This is a genomic window from Streptomyces sp. DH10 (assembly GCF_029813805.1).
GTDB lineage: Bacteria > Actinomycetota > Actinomycetes > Streptomycetales > Streptomycetaceae > Streptomyces > Streptomyces coeruleofuscus.
Map to the genome: position 1 here is coordinate 99,902 of NZ_JARVKU010000002.1, position 19,184 is coordinate 119,085.

At 71.1% G+C, this 19,184-nt stretch carries 20 protein-coding genes and 1 tRNA gene; 13 read left to right on the forward strand and 8 right to left on the reverse strand.

Annotated elements, in window-relative coordinates:
- Positions 1-148: 148 nt before the first annotated feature.
- Together QC385_RS04035 and QC385_RS04040 are read left to right on the forward strand one after the other, a co-directional pair.
- Positions 149-1,537 (forward strand): MDR family MFS transporter, encoded by a 1,389-nt coding sequence (locus tag QC385_RS04035; RefSeq protein ID WP_443032845.1) that lies wholly within the window; start codon positions 149-151, stop codon positions 1,535-1,537.
- 57 nt (positions 1,538-1,594) lie between these two features.
- A complete protein-coding gene (locus QC385_RS04040; protein ID WP_279539869.1) occupies positions 1,595-1,738 on the forward strand; it encodes a hypothetical protein in 144 nt (47 codons plus the stop codon).
- 100 nt (positions 1,739-1,838) lie between these two features.
- On the opposite strand, the gene QC385_RS04045 is transcribed toward QC385_RS04040, so the two are convergent.
- The 3 genes from QC385_RS04045 to phoU form a co-directional block, all read right to left on the reverse strand.
- On the reverse strand, positions 1,839-2,090 hold the full coding sequence (locus tag QC385_RS04045; protein ID WP_279539870.1) for an SCO4226 family nickel-binding protein: 252 nt from the start codon (positions 2,088-2,090) through the stop codon (positions 1,839-1,841).
- A gap of 178 nt (positions 2,091-2,268) precedes the next feature.
- Entirely contained in the window at positions 2,269-2,424 is a 156-nt protein-coding gene (locus QC385_RS04050) for a hypothetical protein (RefSeq protein ID WP_167407414.1), read from the reverse strand.
- Between the two features lie 133 nt (positions 2,425-2,557).
- On the reverse strand, positions 2,558-3,259 hold the full coding sequence (gene phoU / locus QC385_RS04055; RefSeq protein WP_086845439.1) for a phosphate signaling complex protein PhoU: 702 nt from the start codon (positions 3,257-3,259) through the stop codon (positions 2,558-2,560).
- A 245-nt stretch (positions 3,260-3,504) separates the two neighbouring features.
- Here phoU and QC385_RS04060 point away from each other — a divergent pair, with 245 nt between their 5' ends.
- Positions 3,505-4,797 (forward strand): sensor histidine kinase, encoded by a 1,293-nt coding sequence (locus QC385_RS04060; RefSeq protein WP_279539871.1) that lies wholly within the window; start codon positions 3,505-3,507, stop codon positions 4,795-4,797.
- Complete coding sequence (locus QC385_RS04065) at positions 4,794-5,474, forward strand: response regulator transcription factor (protein WP_004929857.1); 681 nt, start codon at positions 4,794-4,796, stop codon at positions 5,472-5,474. Before QC385_RS04060 ends, QC385_RS04065 begins: the two co-directional genes overlap by 4 nt.
- Before the next feature lie 78 nt (positions 5,475-5,552).
- On the opposite strand, the gene QC385_RS04070 is transcribed toward QC385_RS04065, so the two are convergent.
- Positions 5,553-6,245 (reverse strand): DUF461 domain-containing protein, encoded by a 693-nt coding sequence (locus tag QC385_RS04070; RefSeq protein WP_279539872.1) that lies wholly within the window; start codon positions 6,243-6,245, stop codon positions 5,553-5,555.
- Between the two features lie 583 nt (positions 6,246-6,828).
- Between QC385_RS04070 and QC385_RS04075 the strand changes: the two genes are divergently transcribed.
- The 7 genes from QC385_RS04075 to QC385_RS04105 all read left to right on the forward strand — a co-directional run bounded on the left by QC385_RS04075 (position 6,829) and on the right by QC385_RS04105 (position 14,648).
- Positions 6,829-7,311, forward strand: coding sequence for a CarD family transcriptional regulator (locus QC385_RS04075; protein ID WP_003953493.1), 483 nt, complete (start codon positions 6,829-6,831; stop codon positions 7,309-7,311).
- Positions 7,312-7,585: 274 nt separating this feature from the next.
- On the forward strand, positions 7,586-8,350 hold the full coding sequence (gene ispD / locus QC385_RS04080) for a 2-C-methyl-D-erythritol 4-phosphate cytidylyltransferase (protein WP_279539873.1): 765 nt from the start codon (positions 7,586-7,588) through the stop codon (positions 8,348-8,350).
- Positions 8,340-8,843 (forward strand): 2-C-methyl-D-erythritol 2,4-cyclodiphosphate synthase, encoded by a 504-nt coding sequence (ispF, locus tag QC385_RS04085; protein WP_279539874.1) that lies wholly within the window; start codon positions 8,340-8,342, stop codon positions 8,841-8,843. The genes ispD and ispF overlap by 11 nt, the downstream gene beginning before the upstream one ends.
- A gap of 45 nt (positions 8,844-8,888) precedes the next feature.
- On the forward strand, positions 8,889-10,283 hold the full coding sequence (cysS, locus tag QC385_RS04090; RefSeq protein WP_279539875.1) for a cysteine--tRNA ligase: 1,395 nt from the start codon (positions 8,889-8,891) through the stop codon (positions 10,281-10,283).
- Between the two features lie 94 nt (positions 10,284-10,377).
- Entirely contained in the window at positions 10,378-11,319 is a 942-nt protein-coding gene (gene rlmB / locus QC385_RS04095; protein ID WP_279539876.1) for a 23S rRNA (guanosine(2251)-2'-O)-methyltransferase RlmB, read from the forward strand.
- Positions 11,320-11,447: 128 nt separating this feature from the next.
- The gene (locus tag QC385_RS04100; protein WP_279539877.1) at positions 11,448-13,178 is read left to right on the forward strand and encodes a DoxX family protein; all 1,731 of its coding nucleotides are present in this window, start codon (positions 11,448-11,450) and stop codon (positions 13,176-13,178) included.
- Positions 13,179-13,418: 240 nt separating this feature from the next.
- Positions 13,419-14,648 carry a GNAT family N-acetyltransferase gene (locus tag QC385_RS04105; RefSeq protein ID WP_279539878.1) on the forward strand — a complete coding sequence of 410 codons (1,230 nt, stop codon included), beginning with the start codon at positions 13,419-13,421 and terminating at the stop codon, positions 14,646-14,648.
- Positions 14,649-14,704: 56 nt separating this feature from the next.
- On the opposite strand, the gene QC385_RS04110 is transcribed toward QC385_RS04105, so the two are convergent.
- The 4 genes from QC385_RS04110 to QC385_RS04125 all read right to left on the reverse strand — a co-directional run bounded on the left by QC385_RS04110 (position 14,705) and on the right by QC385_RS04125 (position 18,457).
- Complete coding sequence (locus QC385_RS04110; protein ID WP_279539879.1) at positions 14,705-15,436, reverse strand: nucleotidyltransferase family protein; 732 nt, start codon at positions 15,434-15,436, stop codon at positions 14,705-14,707.
- Positions 15,437-15,541: 105 nt separating this feature from the next.
- On the reverse strand, positions 15,542-15,997 hold the full coding sequence (locus QC385_RS04115) for a hypothetical protein (RefSeq protein ID WP_279539880.1): 456 nt from the start codon (positions 15,995-15,997) through the stop codon (positions 15,542-15,544).
- 218 nt (positions 15,998-16,215) lie between these two features.
- Positions 16,216-17,304 carry an ABC transporter ATP-binding protein gene (locus tag QC385_RS04120; RefSeq protein WP_279539881.1) on the reverse strand — a complete coding sequence of 363 codons (1,089 nt, stop codon included), beginning with the start codon at positions 17,302-17,304 and terminating at the stop codon, positions 16,216-16,218.
- 184 nt (positions 17,305-17,488) lie between these two features.
- On the reverse strand, positions 17,489-18,457 hold the full coding sequence (locus QC385_RS04125) for a helix-turn-helix transcriptional regulator (protein WP_279539882.1): 969 nt from the start codon (positions 18,455-18,457) through the stop codon (positions 17,489-17,491).
- 116 nt (positions 18,458-18,573) lie between these two features.
- Here QC385_RS04125 and QC385_RS04130 point away from each other — a divergent pair, with 116 nt between their 5' ends.
- Positions 18,574-18,990: a DUF3224 domain-containing protein gene (locus tag QC385_RS04130; protein ID WP_279539883.1), complete on the forward strand. Its 417-nt coding sequence runs from the start codon at positions 18,574-18,576 to the stop codon at positions 18,988-18,990.
- An 88-nt stretch (positions 18,991-19,078) separates the two neighbouring features.
- Positions 19,079-19,152: transfer RNA gene (locus QC385_RS04135), tRNA-Thr, on the forward strand.
- Positions 19,153-19,184: the final 32 nt, after the last annotated feature.

Sequence of the window (19,184 nt, forward strand, 5' to 3'; positions counted from 1 at the left end):
CGGCAGGCGGACGTTTGACGGGTTCTGTTAATTGAGTGGCCGCGGTCAATCGCGGCTTTGTAATTTGTGCCTGCTGGCTGTGCCACTTACACCGCCGCGTCGTCCTCGCATCTCTGCACTCTTGCGCCCGGGGGAGCCCATGCCGTCCATGCCGTACGCCCTGCGTGCCAGACGTGCCGTCCGGGAGACCGTCTCCGGACTGCCCCGCGAGTTCTGGTGGCTGTGGACCAGCACCCTCGTCAACCGGCTCGGCGCCTTCGTCGCCACCTTCATGGCGCTGTACCTGACACTCGACCGCGGCTACTCCGCCACGTACGCCGGCCTGGTCGCCGCCCTGCACGGGCTCGGCGGGGTGATCTCCTCACTGGGCGGTGGCGTGATGACTGACCGGCTGGGGCGGCGGCCGACGCTGCTGATCGCACAGGCCTCGACCGCCGTGTCCGTCGCGCTCCTCGGGTTCATGCACCACCCGGTCGCGATCGCCGCAGTCGCGTTCCTCGTCGGCATGGCCAGCAACGCGTCCCGGCCCGCCGTGCAGGCGATGATGGCCGACATCGTCCGGCCCGAGGACCGTATCCGCGCCTTCTCCCTCAACTACTGGGCCATCAACCTCGGCTTCGCCGTGTCCTCCATGGCGGCCGGGTTCATCGCCGAGGTCAGCTATCTCGCCGGGTTCCTGATCGAGGCGGGGATGACGATGGTCTGCGCGATCCTCGTCTTCCTGCGGCTGCCGGAGTCCAAGCCCGCCGAGACGGTGAAGACGGCCTCCGCTTCCGAGAAGACGGCCGCGGTCTCCGACAGCTCCGTCAGCCTCGGGACCGTACTGCGCGACGGGCGCTTCATGGGCGTCGTCGGGCTGTCCTTCCTCATCGCGTTGATCTTCCAGCAGGGAGCGATCGGACTGCCGGTGGCGATGGGCGAGGCCGGGTTCACGCCGGCCGAGTACGGCATGGCGATCGCTGTGAACGGCGTCCTGATCGTCGTGCTCCAGATCCCGGTCACACGGTTCATCGAGCACCGCGACTCCCGTCGGCTGCTCGTCATCTCCTCGCTCCTCGCGGGGTACGGCTTCGGACTCACCGCTTTCGCGGGGTCGGTCGGCGTCATCGCCCTCACGGTGTGCGTGTGGACGCTGGCCGAGATCGTCAACGCCCCGACGCAGACGGGTCTCGTCGTACGGCTGTCCCCGCTCCACGGACGCGGGCGCTACCAGGGGATGTACACCATGTCCTGGTCCGTCGCCGGCCTGGTCGCGCCGCTGATGTCCGGCTTCGTCATCGACCGGTTCGGGGCGGAGTGGCTCTGGGGGCTGTGCGCGGTGGTCGGGACGGTGGCAGGACTGGGGTACGGCGCGTTGATGCGGCGGGTGCCGGAGGAGGAGCCGGCGCCGGTTGAGCCCGCGGAGTCCCCTGATCCCACTGAGCCCAAATCCGTTGGGTACCGTGAGTTGTCTGGGCCTGCTGAGCCCGCCGCGCCTGCTGAGCCCGCTGTCGGGACCCTAGGGCAGGTCCCGGAGCGTTCCGCGTCCGCTCCCTGATCCGCTTCCGGGACGTTCCCGATGGTGTGGCGATACGGGGCTTGGTGAGCTGTTCCCATGACCCGTCACCGCCGCCGCCCTCTCCTCCGAGTGCTCCTCGCCGCCTTCGTCGCCACGACCACCCTCGCCGTCACCGTCAACATCACCGCCTCCGCGGGCTCCCGTCCCTCCGGTGACCGACAGACCAGCCGACCGGGGTGACCGACAGGCCGGCCGACCGGAGCGACCGACAGGCCGGCCGACCGGGGTGACCGACAGGCCGGCCGACCGGGCGACCGACCGGCCGGCCGCACCGCTCACGTCACGTGACGCTCAACGGCACCGGATGGACCTCGTCCGCCTTGTGCCCCGCGCGTTCGTGAATGCGCTGGACCGCTTCCGCGGAGGGTGCCTCGGAGAGGCAGTAGACGACGCCCGACTCCGGGTCCGCCCAGGCCGCCTCGAAGTGGACGCTCTCGTCCTTCTCTATGGCGAGGTCCGCGTTGTGCGCCTCGCGCAGCTGCTCTTCCGTGATGCCCTTCATGCTGTGGTGGACATCCATGAACTTGGCCATGACGTCGTCCCTCCTTCGCAGTGCCCGGCGGTACGCCAGTAGCGCGGTGTCCGGCGGTACGCCAGGACAGCGGGCGTACTTCCATGGTCCGCCCGTACGGGCACGGAGGCGACCACAACGCAGCAGGGCCCCGGCGGAGAACCACCGGGGCCCTGCTGGCCGTACGAAGGTGCCGGCGTCAGCCGCACTGGCAGGGGCTGCCCGACTGGCACCCGCAGCCGCAGCCCGAGCCGCAGCCGCACGCGGCGACCAGGGGCAGGCTCCTGATCTCCACGGGCTGCTCGGTCTCGCGCTCCTGCGTGGGGTCGGGCGTGGTGCTGGGGGATTCGGCCATGGGTCCCTCCTCAAGGCTGGTGCCTGTGCCCATTGGATGCCCGTTCCGCTGGGCGCATCAACGGCGCACAGAGGCGACCGCGCGCCCCGGCCGATTCCCGCCCGGCCCTTTCACGCCGGAGCAGGACCGGGCGTCAGGCGCTCTCCGACCCCGCCACCGCCTGGATCTCCGGCTGCGAGTCAGCCTGGAGCTCGTCCGCGTGCTCACCCGTCACCAGGTACACCACCCGCTTGGCGACCGAGACCGCGTGGTCGGCGAACCGCTCGTAGTAGCGGCCGAGCAGCGTCACGTCCACGGCCGTCTCGATGCCGTGCTTCCAGCGGTCGTCCATCAGGTGCCGGAAGAGGGTGCGGTGCAGCAGGTCCATCTCGTCGTCGTCCTGCTCCAGCTGGAGCGCCAGGTCGACGTCCTTGGTGATGATCACCTCGGCGGCCTTGGCCATCAGGCGCTGGGCGAGCTGGCCCATCTCCAGGATGGTGGCGTGCAGGTCGCTCGGGACCGCGCGGTCCGGGTAGCGCAGGCGGGCGAGCTTCGCCACGTGCTGGGCGAGGTCGCCCGAGCGCTCCAGGTCGGCCGACATGCGCAGCGACGTGACGACGATGCGCAGGTCCGTCGCCACCGGCTGCTGCCGCGCCAGCAGGGCGATGGCCCGGGCCTCCAGGTCGTGCTGGAGCTCGTCGACCTTCTGGTCGGCCTCGATGACGTTCTCGGCCAGCTTCAGGTCGGAGTCGAGCATGGCGGTGGTGGCGCGCCCGATCGCCGAGCCGACCAGCCGGGCCATCTCCACCAGACCGTCGCCGATCGAGTCCAGTTCCTCGTGGTACGCGTCCCGCATCAGGCTTCCCTCTCGTGCGTCTGTGTCGGGGGTTCATGGGCCGGGGCCCACCGAACAACCGGCGGTACGACCGTCGTATAACCAACGGTCCGAACCCCACGCTCCCACGTTCCGGCCCGTACGCGTCCGTTTCCGTCATCCCAAATGAACCAGTACTGGCTCCAAGGTGAACTCTGGGCGACGAGTGTTCGAGCTCGCAGCCCGACGGCTGTGGCCCGTGCCCGACCCATGCCTAACCTGGGTGCATGGACGTGAACGCGGCGGTCGCCGCAGCGGCTGCGATCGCCGGAGTGCTCACCGGCGTCATCGCCATGCTGGCGTTCCGCTGGAGCGAGCGCGAACAGAAGCGCCCCACTCGGACCTCCCTGCACACGGATCCCGTGCTGCCACCGGGCGTGGACACCGTCCTGTCGGTCCTCAGGTCCTCCGCCGTCGTGCTCGACGAGGCGGACGCCGTGGTCAAGGCCAGCTCGGCGGCGTACGCCCTCGGCCTGGTCCGCGGCGGCAAGCTCGCCGTCGAGCCGATGCTCCAGATGGCCCGGGACACCCGGCGCGACGGGGAGATACGCCAGGTGGAGCTGGACCTGCCGCGGCGCGGGACCGGACGCGGGGAGGCCCTGGCCGTCTCCGCCCGGGTCGCGCCGCTCGGCTCCCGGCTGGTGCTGCTGCTCGTGGAGGACCTCACCGAGGCCCGCCGGATCGAGGCGGTGCGGCGCGACTTCGTCGCGAACGTGAGCCATGAGCTGAAGACGCCCGTCGGTGCCCTCTCCCTGCTCTCCGAGGCTGTCATGGACGCCTCCGAGGACCCCGAGGCCGTCGAGCGGTTCGCCGGGCGCATGCAGATCGAGGCGACCCGGCTCACCAGCCTGGTGCAGGAGCTCATCGACCTGTCGCGGGTGCAGAACGACGACCCGCTGGAGGACGCCGAGCCGGTCCGCGTCGACGAGCTCGTCGCCGAGGCCATCGACCGCTGCCGGCACCAGGCCGGCACCAAAGAGATCACCATGGCCGCGGGCGGCACCGCCGACCTGCATGTGTGGGGCAACCGCGGCCAGCTCGCCGCCGCCCTCGGCAACCTCGTCGAGAACGCGGTCAACTACTCGCCCGCCCGCACCCGCGTCGGCATAGCGGCCCGCAAGGTGAACGCGCCCGGCGGGGAACACATCGAGATCGCCGTCACCGACCAGGGCATCGGCATCTCCGACAAGGACAAGGAGCGCATCTTCGAGCGCTTCTACCGCGTCGACCCGGCCCGCTCCCGTGCCACCGGTGGCACGGGACTGGGGCTGGCGATCGTGAAGCACGTGGCCGCCTCGCACGGCGGGGAGGTCACCGTGTGGAGCGCCGAAGGCCAGGGCTCCACCTTCACCCTGCGGCTGCCGGAGGCCGGTGCGGCCCGCGACCGCGCACATCAGCAGCCCGCCCGAACAGCACGCGCAGGAGGCGCGGGCCTCGACGAAGAGGCCGGGCGGTCCACCCCCACATCCCCCGAATCAACCGCGTACGAAACGCTTCCTGCCCCGGAGGTCCTTCCGTGACCCGAGTGCTCGTCGTCGAGGACGAGGAGTCCTTCTCCGACGCCCTGTCGTACATGCTCCGCAAGGAGGGCTTCGAGGTCGCCGTCGCGACCACCGGGCCCGACGGACTCGACGAGTTCGAGCGCAACGGCGCCGACCTCGTCCTCCTCGACCTGATGCTGCCCGGCCTGCCGGGCACCGAGGTCTGCCGCCAGCTGCGCGGCCGTTCCAACGTCCCCGTGATCATGGTGACCGCCAAGGACAGCGAGATCGACAAGGTCGTCGGCCTGGAGATAGGAGCCGACGACTACGTCACCAAGCCCTTCTCCTCCCGCGAGCTGGTCGCCCGTATCCGTGCCGTGCTGCGCCGCAGAGGCGAGCCGGAGGAGGTGACTCCGGCCGCGCTGGAGGCCGGCCCGGTCCGCATGGACGTCGACCGGCACGTGGTCACCGTCGGCGGCACCAAGGTCGACCTGCCGCTGAAGGAGTTCGACCTGCTGGAGATGCTGCTGCGCAACGCCGGCCGCGTGCTCACCCGCATGCAGCTCATCGACCGCGTCTGGGGTGCCGACTACGTCGGTGACACCAAGACCCTCGACGTCCACGTCAAGCGCCTGCGCGCCAAGATCGAGCCGGACCCGGGCGCCCCGCGCTACCTGGTCACGGTCCGCGGCCTGGGCTACAAGTTCGAGCCGTAAACCGGCCGCGTAGGGCGAACGCGAAGGGCGGGACCTCCCAGGAGGTCCCGCCCTTTCGTACGACTGCCTCGCGCGGGCTCAGTGCCCGGCGCCCGCGCCCGTCGACGCGCTCGCGGAGGCCGCGTCGGTCGGCGTGCCCGGCGACTCCTGGCCGCCCGGCGTCTCGCCCGCGGCGGGACTCTCGGTGCCGGCCGGCGAACCGGAGGGGCTGCCCGACGGCGAACCGGACGGGGACGCCGAGCCGCCCGGCGCGGCCGGGACCTCGGTCGGGCCCCACTCGGTGAAGTGGTGCTCGGAGGGGACGACGAACGCGCGCAGGCTCACGTCACCGGTCTTGCTGAAGGTGAAGGTGACCTTCTGGGCGTTGCCGTCCTGGGCGGCCTCGCGGCCGCTCGGCAGCACGGCCGTGGCGTTGTCCTTGCCGCCCAGGACGAGGCTGCCGCCGGCCGGGATGCTCAGGCTGCCGCCCTTGGCGGGCTTGAGCTCGGCCTTTTCGCCGGTGCCGGGGAGGGTGATGGACTCCAGCGTCTCGGCGGTGCTGCCGGAGTTGAAGAAGGTGGCGGAGACCGCGGCCGGGCCGGTCGACTCGAGGTCGGGCTGCGTGATCACGATCGCGTTCTGGACCTTGATGTTGCCGACGCTCGTCGCCGCGTGGTCCGGCTGGATCTCGAGGGTCTGCGCGTTGTTGCCGGCACCGCACGCGGCGAGCGAGGCAACGGAGAACGCGATGGCGGCAGCGGCGAGGACGCCGCGTCGAAGGCTGCTGCTCACGGCGGCGGCAACTCCTTGACTCGAGAGCGGAGCGGCCGGAAAAGCCGCCCTATGTGTCTGTCAGCGGGCCTTAGGTTACCGAGCCGTTCCCGCCTGGCCGCACCCGACCCCCCGGCGCCTGTGGCCCCGCTGAGCCACAAGTGACGGCTGGGTCACATTGCGGGGTGCCCGTCCGCCATTCACATAAGAGCCTCGGGCGGCAGCGCGAAATTTACGTGAAGGAATGTGCGGACCACCTGGGAATTGATCACCGTGGGGCTCGTCCGGACGCCCGGTGATCAATTCCGGATTCGACCGGAACCCGGCTCGGGCCGCCGAACGGAGTAGCGGAAGTCGATCATACGGAACCGGACATATGGGGATGTTCGGCCGCTTGGGGGAGGCTCCGGATGCGTGTAACGTACGCGTTTCGCTCGGCCCGGAGAGCCGCTCCGACCTGCGAATACCTTCCTCCACTCCCTGTCCGAAGCACGTTCCTGTTGGACTTGTCAAGCCCCGAGATACGCCCTGACCTGCGAAAACGCCATTCAGAACCCACAGTTTCCGTGTTACTCTGGATAGCCACGGAAGGGGTACCTGTCACATGACGTTCAAGGTTGGCGACACCGTGGTCTATCCCCATCACGGGGCCGCGCTGATCGAGGCTATCGAAACTCGCCAGATCAAAGGCGTGGACAAGACCTACTTGGTGCTGAAGGTCGCCCAGGGTGACCTGACAGTGCGTGTGCCAGCGGACAATGCGGAGTTCGTCGGCGTGCGTGATGTGGTCGGTCAGGACGGGCTGGACCGAGTCTTCGAGGTGCTGCGCGCGCCGTACGCCGAGGAGCCCACGAACTGGTCCCGTCGTTACAAGGCAAACCTGGAGAAGCTCGCCTCGGGCGATGTCATCAAGGTCGCGGAAGTCGTGCGTGACCTGTGGCGTCGTGAGCGCGAGCGCGGACTCTCCGCTGGTGAGAAGCGCATGCTCGCCAAGGCCCGCCAGATTCTGGTGAGCGAACTCGCTCTCGCGGAGAACACCAACGAGGACAAGGCCGAGGCCCTGCTCGACGAGGTTCTCGCCTCCTGAGGCGACGCCTGTCGCTCAGCACTCAGCAACATCGAAATGCCGCGGTGCCCGATGACGATTCCTTTGTCGCCGGGCGCTGCGGCATGTTCGCACTCGGACGCCGAATGCGCCGTCACCGCCGGATGTGTTATCACTCACGACCCGGTGCTTGGTGTGCCGGGCCCGGGCAGCCGGCTCGACCAGCGTCACGGAAGGGTCCGGTCGAGCGCGTCGCGCCCGGCACTCCTCCAGGCCATACCCACGCCAGGGCAACACACAAACCTGACAGGAACCGATGTCTGACGATTCGCGCCCTTCGCCGTCGGCCACCCCCTCGGCAGCCCGTACGGCGGCCGTGATCCCGGCCGCCGGCCGTGGTGTACGGCTCGGCCCGGGCGCCCCCAAGGCGCTCCGCGCGCTGGGCGGCACCCCCATGCTCATCCACGCGGTCCGCGCGATGGCCGCCTCCCGCGCCGTCTCGCTGGTCGTCGTCGTGGCCCCGCCCGAAGGCGCCGCCGAGGTCAGGTCGCTGCTCGACGCACACGCGCTGCCCGAGCGGACCGACTTCCTCGTCGTGCCGGGCGGGCAGACCCGCAAGGAGTCCGTGAAGCTCGGCCTGGACGCGCTGCCGCCCGGCCACGACATCGTGCTGGTGCACGACGCGGCCCGGCCGCTGGTGCCGGTCGACACGGTCGACGCCGTGATCGAGGCCGTACGCGAGGGCGCCCCGGCCGTGGTCCCGGCGCTGCCGCTCGCCGACACCGTCAAGCAGGTCGAGCCGGCCGGGACTCCCGGCGAGCCGGAGCCGGTCGTCGCCACGCCGGAGCGCGCGCGGCTGCGGGCGGTGCAGACGCCCCAGGGCTTCGACCGGACGACACTCGTGCGGGCGCACGAGACGGTCACCGGAGACGTCACCGACGACGCCGGCATGGTCGAGCAGCTCGGCCTCACGGTCGTGGCGGTGCCCGGCCACGAGGAGGCGTTCAAGGTCACCCGGCCCCTGGACCTGGTGCTCGCGGAGGCGGTCCTGGCCCGCAGGAGGCTCAACGATGGCTTCTGACACGACGCCCGGGATGCCGCTGCCCCAGGTCGGCATCGGTACCGACATCCACGCCTTCGAGGAAGGCCGCGAGCTGTGGTGCGCCGGCCTGAAGTGGGAGGGCGAGGGCCCGGGCCTGGCGGGCCACTCGGACGCGGACGTCGTCGCGCACGCCGCGTGCAACGCGCTGTTCTCGGCGGCCGGCCTCGGCGACCTGGGACAGCACTTCGGCACGGGCCGCCCCGAGTGGTCGGGCGCGTCCGGCGTCACGCTGCTGACGGAGGCCGCCCGGATCGTCCGCGAGGCGGGCTTCCGCATCGGCAACATCGCCGTACAGGTGGTGGGCCCGAGGCCGAAGATCGGCAAACGGCGGGACGAGGCGCAGAAGCTCCTGTCGGAGGCGGCGGGAGCACCGGTGTCGGTGTCGGGCGCGACGACGGACGGACTGGGCTTCCCGGGACGCGACGAGGGCCTGGTGGCGGTGGCGACGGCGCTGGTCGTACGGGTCGGGTGAACGGCACTGCCCCACACACCCCCCATGGCCTACTACCCTGGTCCCGTGACTATTCGCCTGTACGACACCAGCGCCCGGCAGATCCGTGACTTCTCCCCGCTCAAGCCGGGTTGCGTCTCGATCTACCTGTGTGGTGCCACCGTGCAGGCGGCACCGCACATCGGGCACATCCGGTCGGGTCTGAACTTCGACATCATGCGCCGCTGGTTCGAGTACCGCGGCTACGACGTCACGTTCGTGCGGAACGTGACGGACATCGACGACAAGATCATCATCAAGTCGGCCGACCAGGGCCGCCCCTGGTGGGCCATCGGCTACGAGAACGAGCGGGCGTTCAACGACGGCTACCACGCCCTCGGCTGCCTGCCCCCGACCTACGAGCCGCGTGCCACGGGCCACATCACCGAGATGGTCGAGATGATGCGCGGCCTCATCGAGCGCGGGCACGCCTACGAGGCCGACGGCAACGTCTACTTCGACGTGCGCTCCTTCCCGGGCTACCTGCAGCTGTCGAACCAGGACATCGACGATCTGCGTCAGCCCGACGAGGGCGTCTCCGGCAAGCGCGACCCGCGGGACTTCGCCATGTGGAAGGCGTCCAAGCCGGGTGAGCCGGACTGGGAGACGCCGTGGGGCCGCGGCCGCCCGGGCTGGCACCTGGAGTGCTCGGCCATGGCGCACAAGTACCTCGGCACCTCCTTCGACATCCACGGCGGCGGCCTCGACCTGGTCTTCCCGCACCACGAGAACGAGATCGCCCAGGCCAAGGCCTACGGCGACGACTTCGCGCGGTACTGGGTGCACAACGCCTGGGTCACCATGAGCGGCGAGAAGATGTCGAAGTCGCTCGGCAACAGCGTCCTGGTCAGCGAGATGGTCAAGGCCTGGCGGCCCATCGTGCTGCGCTACTACCTCGGCACCCCGCACTACCGCTCGATGATCGAGTACAGCGAGGAGGCGCTGCGCGAGGCCGAGTCGGCGTTCGCGCGGATCGAGGGCTTCGTGCAGCGCGTGGTGGAGAAGGCCGGTGCCGTCGAGCCGGCCGCCGATGTGCCGCCGGCCTTCGCCGAGGCGATGGACGACGACCTGGGTGTGCCGCAGGCGCTCGCCGTCATCCACACCACTGTCCGGCAGGGCAACAGCGCGCTGGCCGCCGACGACAAGGAAGCCGCGGTGGCCCGGCTCGCCGAGGTCCGTGTCATGCTCGGCGTCCTCGGGCTCGACCCGCTCGACCCGCACTGGGCCGGGGAGAGCGACCGGGGCGCCGATCTGCACGGCGTGGTCGACAGCCTCGTACGACTCGTCCTCGACCAGCGCGAGGCCGCCCGGGCCCGCAAGGACTGGACCACCGCGGACGCCATCCGCGACCAGCTGAGCCAGTCCGGTCTGGTCATCGAGGACAGCCCGCAAGGGCCGCGCTGGAGCCTCGGACCGCGCTGATCCGGCCGCGATCCGGAAGATCGATTGTGCCGCCCGGGCCTCCGGGCGGCACACTTCATAGACGTACGTCACCGCACCCACAGACAGGTAGGTCATGGCAGCCAACAACCGCCGCATGTCCGGCAAGAAGGGCGCGCAGGTCGGCAGTGGCGGCCAGCGGCGCAAGGGCTTGGAGGGCAAGGGCCCCACTCCGCCCGCCGAGATGCGCAAGGGACACAAGAAGAACCGTGTCGCCGGCGCCAAGGCGCGGCAGACGGCCCGCCGTCCCGCGCCCCGGGGCCGCGGCGGCAAGTCCACGTCCGAGCTGGTCGTCGGCCGCAACCCGGTCTACGAGGCGCTGCGCGACGGCGTGCCCGCCTCCACGCTGTACGTCCAGCAGTTCATCGACAACGACGAGCGCGTCCGTGAGGCCCTCCAGCTCGCCGCCGAGCGCGGCGGGATCAACCTCATGGAGGCCCCCCGTCCCGAGCTCGACCGGATGACGAACGGGCTGAACCACCAGGGGCTCGTGCTCCAGGTCCCGCCGTACGAGTACGCCCACCCGCAGGACCTCGCCGACGCCGCCCTCGACGACGGCGAGGACCCGCTGATCGTCGCGCTCGACGGTGTCACCGACCCGCGCAACCTGGGTGCGGTCGTCCGCTCCGTCTCCGCCTTCCGCGGGCACGGCGTCGTCGTACCCGAGCGGCGGGCCGCCGGGATGACGGCGGGTGCCTGGAAGACGTCCGCCGGTGCGGCCGCCCGCACCCCCGTCGCCCGCGCCACCAACCTGACGCGCGCGCTGGAGGCGTACAAGAAGGCCGGCATCGTGGTCGTCGGCCTGGCCGCCGACGGCGAGGTCGAGATCGGTGAACTGGAGGCCCTGGGCGGGCCCGTCGTCATCGTCGTCGGCAGCGAGGGCAAGGGGCTGTCCCGGCTGGTCGGGGAGACCTGCGACCACCGGGTGCGGATCCCGATGCCGGGCGGCGCCGAGTCGCTCAACGCCGGTGTGGCGGCGGGGATCGTGCTGTACGAGGCGGCCCGCCGGCGCAGCTGAACAGGCGTCCGCCACCTCACCTGTACGGGTTAATTCCGGGAACATCGGGGCGACGAGGGCAAGCTTGACGGGGTCCGGACAGATCCGGCGAGTCAAAGCAGTGTCCTATCCCGACGTCACTCGGTTAGATGAGTGTGGACACCAGAACACCCCGCACACCCACGGGGGACCGCTCGTCGGGACTCGACGACGCTCCCGCGCTGAGCATGGTGAAGGTGCCGAGCGACCCGGCGCAGGTCATCGTCAATCACGCGAGTTTCCGCGTGCAGTTGGGCGTCTCGACGCGTCGCGTCCAGTCCCCACGGGTCGCACGGCACCTGACCGCCAGCGAGGACACCGCCCGCATCCCCGTCGTCACCGCCGGGGGCGCGGCGGACGGGGCCAACACCCGCCGCCGGCCCGTCGTCTGGAGCGGCAAGTCCGCGCCCGACGACACCGGCGCGCACCGGCTCCTCCAGGCCGTCCGGCACGAGAGCGTCCGCCACCCCGACGAGTCCGCCACGGACACCGGGGCCACCCAGGTCATCTCCCGCGTGGGCACCGACCCGCAGGGTCCGGGCTACGGCGCCGGATACCAGGACGGCGGCTACGGCGGCACCGGCTACGAGGGTGACCGCTACCCGGGCGACGGCTACCAGGACGACCTCACCCAGACGGTGGAGACCCCCGTCGTGGGCCCGCAGCGCACGCACGAGCCCGCCGACGGCACCCGGCTGCTGCCGCCCATGCGCACGGTCGGCAGCGCCTACGACGAACCCGCCTACGAGGAAGCGGAGTCCGAGGACCTCGCGCCCGAGACGGACGACATCGAGCGGCCCGTCAAGCGCCACGGCGACGACCCGGCACGGCACGCCTACTATCCGAGCCGCCGGATGAACCTCGGCGTCGTCCTGCTCCCGCTGCGCGTCTTCCTCGGCTTCATCTCCATCTACGCCGGCATGGGCAAGCTGTGCGACCCCGTCTACTTCGACGGCGGCAAGCGCGGCTCCATGGTCAAGTGGCTCAACACCCTGCACCCCTGGGAAGTCGCCGAGCCGCTGCGCCAGTTCGCCTTCGAGCACCCGGTCGGCACCGGACTGGCCATCGCCTTCGCCCAGGTCATCGTCGGCGTCCTGACGGTCCTCGGCTGCTGGCAGCGCGTCGCCGCCTCCTTCGGCGCCCTGCTGTCGGCCGCGCTGCTGGTCACCGTCAGCTGGAAGAGCGTCCCCGCCTACGAGACCCCCGACATCATCTACCTCGCCGCCTGGTCCCCGCTGATCATCGCCGGTGCCCCCGTCTACTCCGTCGACGGCCGCCTGGCCGGCAGCGCCTGGCGCCGCCTCGGGCCCCGCGCCGACATCTGGGACCTGCGCCGCTACGTGCTGCGCCGCGGCGCCCTCGTCACCGCCGTCACCGTCGGTCTCACGCTGCTCGTCGGCTCGCTGGTCGGCGGCGCCGTTCGCGACGCCGACCGGGTCGTCGTTCCCGGGCCCGGCGAGGCCCCGCGCAACGAACTGCCCGGTTCGCCGCTCCCGGAGGCCCCCGGTAAGCGGCAGGACAAGCGGACCCCGTCGGCCTCCACCTCGCCCACCCAGGGCGCCACGGCCGGCTCCGCCAGCCCCAGCGCGGGCACCTCGACCAGGCCGGACGCCACCCGGGACACCGGCACCGTCACCGGCGGCTCGCCCAGTCAGACCCAGGGCAGCGCGGGCCAGGCCCCGCCCCAGCAGTCCTCCCCGGCCGGCCAGGCCCCGAGCACCACCTCCGGCCCGACCTCCGGTGGCACGGCGACCGGCGGCTCCGGCTCGACCGGCGGCTCGGGCGAAGGCGGCTCCTCGTCCAAGGGCCGACCGGGTCTGGTGGGCGGCCTGCTGGGCTAGTCCTCCGATCGGAACGATCAACGGATCAGTGCCCACCGGCCTTGCGCCGGTCGGATGTGACGACACACGTCCGACCGGCGCGAGGAGGCAGGGCGTGCTCGCGGCGCTGGCCGGCCGGCACGTCGGGGTCTCGGGCCTCGGCGGAGCCGTAATTCGTTTGACCGGGCCACGGGCCGACGCTGCACTGTGGCGGGACACCACGCGTCGTGGTGCCGGTATCCCGAGGAGGCAGCGGCCGCGATGGAGATCCGTTCCACGACCGACAGGGATCTCGACGTCTTCGTCGACACGGTCCATGCCGCGTTCGGGCGCTTCCCGGAAACCCCGGTCGACGGCGGCGGGCTCTGGTGGTCGGCGCTCGAAATGGACCACTGCCTGCTCGCCCTGACGGCGGACGGGCGGCCCGTCGGCACCGCCGCCGAGCACCCTTTCGAACTCACCCTGCCCGGTGAGGCCATCGTCCCGGTCGCCGGGGTGACCGCCGTCGGCGTCCTGCCCTCCCACCGGCGCCAGGGCGTGCTCAGCGCGATGATGCGGCACCAGCTGACCGAGGCGCGGGCCCGGGGGGACTTCCTCTCCGTGCTGCTGGCCTCCGAGGCCCCGATCTACGGCAGGTTCGGCTACGGACCGGCTACCTACACGCAGCGGCTGACGGTGCCGCGCCGCCAGGCCGCCCTCGCCGCTCCCCGGGCCCGCACCGCGGCGGGTGCCCCAGCGGGCTCGGACAACGGCTCGGTCGAGGTACTGCGGCGTGCCGAGTGCGGCGAGATCCTGGAAGAGGTCTACGACCGGTACCGCCGCGCCCAGCCCGGCGCACTGTCCCGGCCGCACCGCTGGTGGGCCCTGCGCGCGGGGCAGCCCCCGATCTCGCCGGAGCCGCGCTACGTCGCCGTCCACCGGGACGCCGACGGCGTCCCGGACGGCTACGCCAGCTACTCGATCGGCGAATCCAGCACCCTGACGGTCGACGAGACCATCACCACCGACGACGCCGTCTTCACGGCCCTGGCCCGGTTCGTACTCGGACACGACCTGGTCAGTCAGATCGTGTTCAAGCACGTCCCGCCCGAGCACCCGCTGCGCTGGCAGCTCGCGGACTTCCGCGCCGGCCAGGTGAGCGACGCCATGGACTGGCTCTGGGTACGGCTCCTCGACATCCCGCAGGCGCTGACCGCGCGTGGCTGGTCCACGGACGGCGAACTCGTCCTCGACGTCGACGACCCGTTCCTCGGCGAACACGGCCGCTACCTGCTGACCGTCCAGGAGGGCAAGGCAGGCTGCGTCCCGACGGACCGGGAGCCCGATCTGTCCCTGGACGTGCGCGACCTGGGCTCGGTCTACCTCGGCGGCACCGCCCCGAGCACGCTCGTGCGGGCCGGACACATCCGGGCCCGCCACCCGAGCGCGGCCGCCCTCGCCGGCGCCCTCTTCCGCGCCGACCGTCCCCCGCACTGCCTGCACTTGTTCTGACCGCGCGCCCGCCGGACCCGTTCAAATCCCGTCAGGGGCGTGGGGCTGTAGAGCTCTCAGCGCCCCAACGCGGCCAGTTCCTTCGCGGCCTCCGTCAGATCCTTCGCCGTATCGATCGCACGCCAATACGACCCTTGGGGGATCGTGAAGCCGGCCAGCTTCCGCTCGCGGGCCAGCCGGGGAAACGTCGTGCGCTCGTGGTCCCCGCGGTCCGGCAGCAGCCCCGCGAACCCGGGGGAGAAGACGTACACACCCGCGTTGATCTCGAAGGTCGACGGCGGGGCCTCGATGAAGTCCGTGATCCGGCCGAAGCCGTCCGTCTTCACCGCGCCCCACGGCAGCCGCGGCCGGGCCAGGGCCAGCGTCGCGACGGCGTCCCGCTCGGTGTGGAAGTCCGCCATGTCACGCAGTGAGAACCGGGTCCAGATGTCGCCGTTCGTGGCGTACCAGGACCGGTCCGGGTGGGGCAGATGTGCGGCGGCGTACTTGAGGCCGCCGCCGCGTCCGAGGGGCTCGGACTCCACGACGGTGGTGACGGAGACCGGCAGATCGGCCGTCTCCAGCCACTGCTGGAGCACCTCGGCGAGGTGGCCGCAGGAGACCACCACGTCGGTCACGCCCTCCTCGGCGAGCCAGGACAGCTGATGGCCGATGATCGGAGTCCCCGTCCCGGGGATCTCGACCATCGGCTTGGGCCGGTCGTCGGTGTACGGACGCAGCCGGGAGCCCTGGCCTCCGGCCAGAACGACGGCTTGAACGGGGCGGGACGCGGCGCTCGGATCGCTCATGAGACCGAACTGTACGTGGCGTCCCGCCCGGTACCGCGGCGGACGAAGGTTCCCGCGTCAATCGCTGCCGGCTTCCCACCCCTCTCGTTCGGCAGGGCCGTGTGCTCAGCCGTGCGCGGCCGCGACGCCCGTGGCGAAGGAGGTGTCGCAGACCGGGCGGGCGTAGGACTGGGCGCGCGTCGGGCCGTAGACCCGGACGGCGGCCTGGCCGAGGGCGCGGGCGATGGACGCACAGTGCTTCGCCAGCGACGGGCGGCCGTTGACGGCCTGCTGGAGGTGGGTGAGGGCGACGCCCGGGTTCTCCTCCTGGAGCTCGGTGAGCAGCCTGTCGCGCAGGATGTCCTGCGGTGCGTCCTTGGCGGCCCGCGGGGTGCCGGCGGACGTGCTGGTGTCCGCGGCGGTGAGCACCGGGTCGGAGGGGCTTCCCGACCAGTTGACTCGGGTGACCGCGAGGGTCCCGGAGAGCACCAGGACGACGGGCAGGACGAAAGCGAGGGAGCGGCCGATCCGGCGGGCGGGGCCCCGGCCGCGTCGCGTCTGTTGGTTAGTGGAGTGCTTCACGCGTGTGAGGGTAGCGCGGGGTAATGGTTTATAGACATTGAGTCACCGGTTCGGGGGATGAGAGAGTGCCCGTTTTTGGGTAAGGCGTTGACGCACACCGCTCGAAACGTCCGGTCTGCCGGGGTATTTGTCGACAACGAGAAGGGCCCCGCAGCACGCTACGGGGCCCTCTTCGTCAACTTGGGTGATTCACCCGGGGTTGTGCGTTTGCCGACGGGTCAGTCGGACAGGCGCTCGCCCGTGGAGGTCGAGAACACGTGCGTCTCGCCGGAGCGCGGGACGATGTGCAGCGTGCTGCCCTTCTCCGGGACGTCACGGCCGCTGACGCGGACGACGAGGTCCTTGGAGTCGTCGCCGACCTTGGCGGTGCCGTAGACGTAGGCGTCGGCGCCGAGCTCCTCGACGACGTTGACGGTGACCGCGAGGCCCAGCTCGGCCTCCGGGCCGGCCACGTCGAAGTGCTCGGGGCGGACGCCGACGGTGACGGTCTTGTCGGTGGTGGCGGCGAGCGCGTCGCGCTGCACTGGCACGACCGACTTGCCGAACTTCACGCCGCCGTCGGCCACCGGGACCTCGACGAGGTTCATCGCCGGGGAGCCGATGAAGCCGGCCACGAAGAGGTTGGCGGGCTTGTCGTACATGTTGCGCGGGGTGTCGATCTGCTGGAGCAGACCGTCCTTGAGGACCGCCACGCGGTCGCCCATCGTCATGGCCTCGACCTGGTCGTGGGTGACGTAGACGGTGGTGATGCCCAGGCGGCGCTGGAGCGAGGCGATCTGCGTACGCGTGGACACACGGAGCTTGGCGTCCAGGTTGGACAGCGGCTCGTCCATGAGGAACACCTGCGGCTCACGCACGATGGCGCGGCCCATGGCGACACGCTGGCGCTGACCACCGGAGAGGGCCTTCGGCTTGCGGTCCAGGTACTCCGTGAGGTCGAGGATCTTCGCGGCCTCCTCGACCTTCTGCCGGATCTCCGCCTTGTTGACGCCGGCGATCTTGAGCGCGAAGCCCATGTTGTCGGCGACGGTCATGTGCGGGTAGAGCGCGTAGTTCTGGAACACCATGGCGATGTCCCGGTCCTTCGGCGGCAGGTGGGTGACGTCGCGGTCGCCGATGCGGATGGCGCCGGCGTTGACGTCCTCGAGCCCCGCGAGCATGCGGAGCGAGGTGGACTTGCCGCAGCCGGACGGGCCGACGAGGACGAGGAACTCGCCGTCCTCGATGTCGATCTCCAGCGCGTCAACAGCGGGCTTGGTGGAACCCGGGTAGATCCGGGTCGCCTTGTCGAACGAGACAGTGGCCATGATGAGTGAACCCCTTCTACCGGCAGGAACGTGCCGGACGATCCGAGTAGGAAGGCGGTGCCACGACGGGTGTTCCGTTGTGGTGTAGTCCACGCGTGTGAACTGGCTCAGGACGGTACCTGGCGTTCACCTGTCTGTCAGTACCTCCGGGCCTGTGAACTTCGCGGAAATTTTCGAAGGGGCTTCACGGCTGCCCGTACCGTTCCGCCAGCGCCGCCACCGCCCGCGTCACCGCCTGCCGCAGCTCGGGAGGCCCGAGGACCTCCGCCTCCGGACCCAGCCGGAGCAGGTCCCCGACCGCCACCGCCTCCGCCTCCACGGGCAGTTCCACCTCCACCCAGCCGTCCGCCTCCGGCGCACCCGCGTCCTCCAGGGCCCGTGCGCCCGCCGCCCCGAACTGCATCGGCAGCAGCCGCTGCCCCCGCGGTGAGAGACGCAACCGGGCGACACCCTGCCGCAGGGCGGCCTCCAGCCGCCGGGACGACTCCTCCCAGTAGGCGGCCAGGTCGAAGCCCGCCGGACGGTCGAACAGCTCCCCGGTCTCCTCCACGGTCAGCAGGCGGGACACCCGGTACGTCCGCACGGCCTCCTCCGCCAGGGCGACCAGGTACCAGATGCCGCCCTTCAGGACGAGCCCCAACGGCCGCACCTCCCGGCGCACCTCGCCCCGCCACCGCCGGTAGTGCACGCGCAGCACCCGCCGCTCCCACACGGCCGCCGCCACCGGCTCCAGACACGGCACCGGATCGGCCTCCCGGAACCACGCAGGCGCGTCCAGATGGAACCGCTCCTGCACCCGCCGCGCCTGCCCGGCCGACTCCGCCGGCAGCGCGGCCTGCACCTTCAGCTGGGCACTGGCCAGCACCGCCCCCAGCCCCAGGTCCCGTGCCGGGCCGGGCATCCCGGCGAGGAACAACGACCCGGCCTCGGCGTCGGTCAGACCGGTCAGCCGGGTGCGGTAGCCGTCCATCAGCCGGTAGCCGCCCTCCGGCCCGCGATCGGCGCACACCGGCACACCCGCCGCGCCCAGCGCCTCGACGTCCCGGTAGACCGTTCGCACCGAAACCTCCAGCTCGGCGGCGAGCTCGGGCGCGGTCATCCGCCCGCGGTTCTGGAGCAGCAGAAGCAGGGAGAGGAGCCGGTCGGCGCGCATGGTGGCCATTGTCCGGCGTACGTTTCCCGTACCTGACAGGAGATGTCAGGTACGGGAAAGAGAGTGGTGGTCCCAGACGGCCCGCACGGCCTACGGCTGACCGAGAGGACCCACCCATGCCCGGCACACGGACCACCACCGGACACTTCACCTTCGCCGACTGGCAGGAGCGCGTGATCGGCCCGGGCGAGGAGGCGAACCCCCGGCTCGCCCACGCCTCGGTCCGGAACACCTTCAGCGGCGGCATCGAGGCGGCCGGGACGATCTGCGAGTACACCATCGTCTACGTCACCGAGAAGACCGGCTCCTTCGCCGGCATGGAGCTGATCACCGGCCGGCTCGACGGGCGGGCGGGGAGCTTCGCCGTGGAGGAGCGGGGGTGGTTCGGCGAGGACGGGGCGGTGCACTGCACGTTCGAGGTGGTGCGGGGTTCCGGGAGCGGGGAGCTGGCCGGACTGCGGGGGAAGGGCGGGTTCACCGCGCACCACGGGGAGACGACGGTGGCGTACCGCTTCGAGTACGAGCTGGAGTGAGACCGGGCGACGGGGAACTTCGTGGCTCGGGGTAACGGGCTCTGTGTACAGTGGTGCCGCCCTCGCGTACGGCGTTGTAGTACGCGGTGCCTCCTTAGCTCAGCTGGCCAGAGCAACGCACTTGTAATGCGTAGGTCGTCGGTTCGAATCCGACAGGGGGCTCTGGTGAACCCCAGGTCAGATGTCGTCTGACC